Source organism: Arthrobacter sp. NPDC080073 (genome assembly GCF_040686575.1).
Classification (GTDB): Bacteria; Actinomycetota; Actinomycetes; order Actinomycetales; family Micrococcaceae; genus Arthrobacter.
Genome location: NZ_JBFBKR010000046.1, coordinates 1 through 3,887 on the forward strand (window position 1 = coordinate 1; position 3,887 = coordinate 3,887).

Consider the following 3,887-nt stretch of genomic DNA (forward strand, 5'->3'; position numbering starts at 1 on the left):
GGCACACTATTGAGTTCTCAAACAACAGACACACCCGGCACCACCCACACCCCACAGGGTCCAGGATCGCTCCGGAGCAACTTCCCAAACTTACCCGAACCATCACCGCTTAGCAAATCAGCATTTCGACCAATTTCGGGCTGACAATTCGAATTCCCCTCGAATTGCGACGCGCAAAGCATCAGCCGTTCCAGGCTCTATTCGAAGGGGTGGCCACCCGTGGTTCCCAGCTCTAGGCTGTCTCCCTCGCGGCGACTTAGAAGACATTACACGGCTTCAGTACACCGCGCAAATCCATGCCCTGGCGACGTCGACGGCGGAACGCGGGTTCCGCCGTCGGGCCCGCCTAACGGAAGGCCGCGATACCGCTGAGCTTGCTACCCAGGATGAGGGTGTGGACTTCGTCGGTGCCTTCATAGGTGCGAACGGATTCCAGGTTGTTAGCGTGCCGCAAGGGTGAGTGGTCCAGTGTGATTCCATTGCCGCCGAGGATCGTCCTGGCTTCGCGCGCAATCTTGATGGCCTCGCGGCAGTTGTTCAGTTTGCCGACTGAGATCTGGTCCGGTTGCAATGTGCCGCCGTCCTTCTTGCGCCCGAGGTGCAGGGCGAGGAGGAATCCCTTATTGATCTCTAGAGCCATGTCAACCAACTTCTGCTGGGTCAGCTGGTAACCGGCCAGCGGTCTGCCAAACTGCAGGCGTCCCTTGGAGTAGTCGAGGGCTGCCTCGAACGCATCGCGGGCGGCGCCCATGGCGCCCCAGATGATTCCGTAGCGCGCCTCGTTCAGGCACGAGAAGGGGCCTTTGAGCCCGACGACGTTCGGCAGCACCGCAGTCTCGGGTAGTCGCAGATTGGACAATTCGATATCGCATTGGATGGAGGCTCGCATGGACAGTTTCGGCTCAATCGGCGTAGCCGTGAATCCAGGGGTCTCGGTAGGGACTACAAAGCCGCGGACACCGCCGTCGGTCTGGGCCCAGATGATGGCGACTTTGGCTACCGATGCCAGGCCGATCCAGCGTTTTGATCCGTTGAGGATCCAGTCGCCACCGTCGCGGTGCGCAAACGTAGTCATGCCACCTGGATCCGAGCCGGCGGTGGGCTCGGTGAGGCCAAAGCAGCCGATCGCTTCCCCCGTGGCCATCGCCGGCAACCATTCGGCCTTCTGTTCATCCGAACCGTGTTTGTAGATCGCGCTCATCGCCAATGAGCCCTGCACCGAGACGAAAGTGCGCAAACCGGAGTCGCCGGCCTCAAGTTCCGCGCCGGCCAGGCCGTACTCGACGGCGGATCGGCCGGCGCATCCGTAGCCTTTCAGATGCATCCCCAGTAGGCCCATTTTGGCGAGTTCGGGGACAAGTTCCAGCGGGAAAATGGCCTTTTCGTACCAGGTTGCGATGTGTGGCTTGATTTCGCTATCCACGAAGGCGCGCACCGAATCGCGCAGCGCACATTCATCCGTGCTAAGGAGGGAATCAAAATCGATCAGATCGCTGATATCGGACATTTATGCGCCTTTCACGGAAGTGTTTGGGGATTAGAAGATGGACCCTTGGTGCTCGCCAAGGGCCGGGGGAACTTGCCGGTAGTTCGGTGCTGCTTCGGAGAGCCGGATGGGGTTGGCAAGCTGCCGGGACTCCCGGCCTGTTGCGGGATCGGTGACAACGATTGATGGCTCCAGCCCCAGGCTCTCAGCCAGTTCGAAGGCCTCGCCGACGTTGTTGACCCTGCCCGCAGGAACACCTGCAGCGAGCAATTTCCGTTGCCAACTGGCAGCAGTGTCAGCCCGGAGAGCAGCCTCGATCACAATCCGAAGCTCCTCACGAGACGCTACTCTGCGTTCGTTAGTGAGGAATCTCGCTTGCTCGGACAGTCCCCTGAGCCCTAGAGCTGACGCCAGCGCCGCAAACTGCCGGTCGTTGCCGACCGCGATGGCGAGCGTGCCGCCGCCGGTGCGGAATGTCTCATAGGGGGCGATGCTGGGGTGGGCATTGCCGAGCCTGCCAGGCGAATTGCCCGTGGCCAAGGCGGCCGCGCCCTGGTTCACCAGGGCTGCCAGGAGCGAGGAGAAGAGGTTGACCTGCACTTGCTGGCCAGTCCCGGTGGCATCGCGAACCCGTAGCGCCATCAGGATCCCGGCTAGCGCATTCTGTCCTGTGAGGACGTCGACCAGCGCCACCCCGACCTTGCTGGGTTCTCCTCCCGGTTGGCCGGTGATGCTCATCAGACCGCCAAGCGCCTGCACGAGCAGGTCATAACCGGGCAGATCTGCGCCGGCGCCGGACCCGAAGCCGGAGATCGAACAATAAACGATGTCCGGCCGGCTCTCGGAGACGGTCTGATAATCCAGACCGAATTTCGCCATGACCCCAGGACGGAAGTTTTCAATGACGACGTCGCACCCGGCCACGAGGGCGCGGGCATAGCTCAACCCCTCATCGGACTTGAGATCGGCAACAACGGATTTCTTGTTCCGGTTGACGCTTCCAAAATAGGTGCCGGTCCCATCAGCTTCCACAGGCGGGATCCACGCACGGGTATCGTCGCCGGCAGGACCTTCGATCTTGATGACCTCGGCACCGTAGTCGGCCAGCATCATGGAACACAACGGTCCCGCAAGAACCCGCGAAAAGTCCGCGATCCGAATGCCTGCCAAAGGCTGCGGCAGACCGCGGGGGCTGCCCACTGTAGACGCCACGACACATCTCCCTTGATGGTTGTATGTTGCATGCAACTGTAGGGGAATGTCTCCGTCGTGTAAACAATGCCTCGTCGTATCGGAGTCAGCCCCGGAATTGCGACAGTTGATCCAGCTTCGCAAGATACGCATCAGCAGACAGTCCCGGCGTCCTCGCGCAAACACCTGTGATGAGAAGCCGGGCGGTGCGGGTGACATGTTCGCGAACCGCCGTCGATGCGGCTTGAGGGTCCCGTCGCTCCAATGCTTCGAGGATGCCTCGACGGTCGTCAGCCAAGTCCTGGGTGCTTCGGATTGACGGGATGGTCACCAAGCCTTGGGCGAGAACGAGATTGCGGAGTTCTCCATCCAGCGCCATCAGCCGGGGATTTCCCGCCAAGCCGATGAGAAACAGGTGGAATTCCTTGTCCGCCTGCAGGGTGCCGGGACCATCATCGCCAGCCGCAGCGTCCAGGATGCGCCCGTGTAGCACCCGGAAATGCTCAAGATCATCCTCAGTGACAACCTCGGCGGCCCGGGCCGCTGCCGGGGGCTCAAGAAGAATTCGGATCTGGAAGATCTGCACAATCTCATCAAGTGAAATCTGCAGCACCCGGACACCGCGGTTTTTCTCGATCCGGACGATGCCCTCCTTCTCGAGCAGCTGCAGGGCCTCACGTACCGGCGTCCTGGACACGCCCAGTCTCTCGGCTAGCCCGATCGCGGAATAGTGCTCCCCGGGGGTCATCTCGCCGGATGTGATTGCCGCCCGCAGCATGTCTGTGGCCTGGGCTGTCAGCGACACTCCGGGAGTAACCTGTTGCATGCTACTCATCCTGACATTGTAAGGGTCGACGCGAACCTGTATCCCGGAGGGGTCGATATGTGAGCGGGCGTGTGGGATTTCCGGCACATAGGTGAGCGGGCGTTGGTCCGGAGCCGTTGATATGTGAGCCGGGGTGTGGGATTTCCGGCACATGCGTGAGCCGGGGTTGGTCCGAAACCGTTGATATGTGAGCCGGGGTGTGGGGTTTCCGGGGCATATGTGAGACGGGGGGTTGGGGGTTGGGTGGTGTTGTTAAATGGGTCAGGCCCCGACGTGTGTCGGGGCCTGACCGTGAATGGTTGTCCGGCGGTGTCCTACTCTCCCACACCCTCCCGGGTGCAGTACCATCGGCGCTGTGGGTCTTAGCTTCCGGGTTCGGAATGG

3 protein-coding genes are annotated in these 3,887 nt (G+C 61.4%); all 3 read right to left on the reverse strand.

The genetic code is table 11. The annotated features are described in order from the left end of the window. Positions 1 to 346: 346 nt before the first annotated feature. Positions 347 to 1,507, reverse strand: a complete 1,161-nt coding sequence (locus tag AB0O52_RS23235) for an acyl-CoA dehydrogenase family protein (protein ID WP_364542949.1) — start codon at positions 1,505 to 1,507, stop codon at positions 347 to 349. Positions 1,508 to 1,537: 30 nt separating this feature from the next. Beyond that, on the reverse strand, positions 1,538 to 2,698 hold the full coding sequence (locus tag AB0O52_RS23240) for a CoA transferase (RefSeq protein WP_364542952.1): 1,161 nt from the start codon (positions 2,696 to 2,698) through the stop codon (positions 1,538 to 1,540). Between the two features lie 85 nt (positions 2,699 to 2,783). Beyond that, entirely contained in the window at positions 2,784 to 3,512 is a 729-nt protein-coding gene (locus tag AB0O52_RS23245) for a GntR family transcriptional regulator (RefSeq protein WP_364542955.1), read from the reverse strand. Positions 3,513 to 3,887 lie beyond the last annotated feature (375 nt).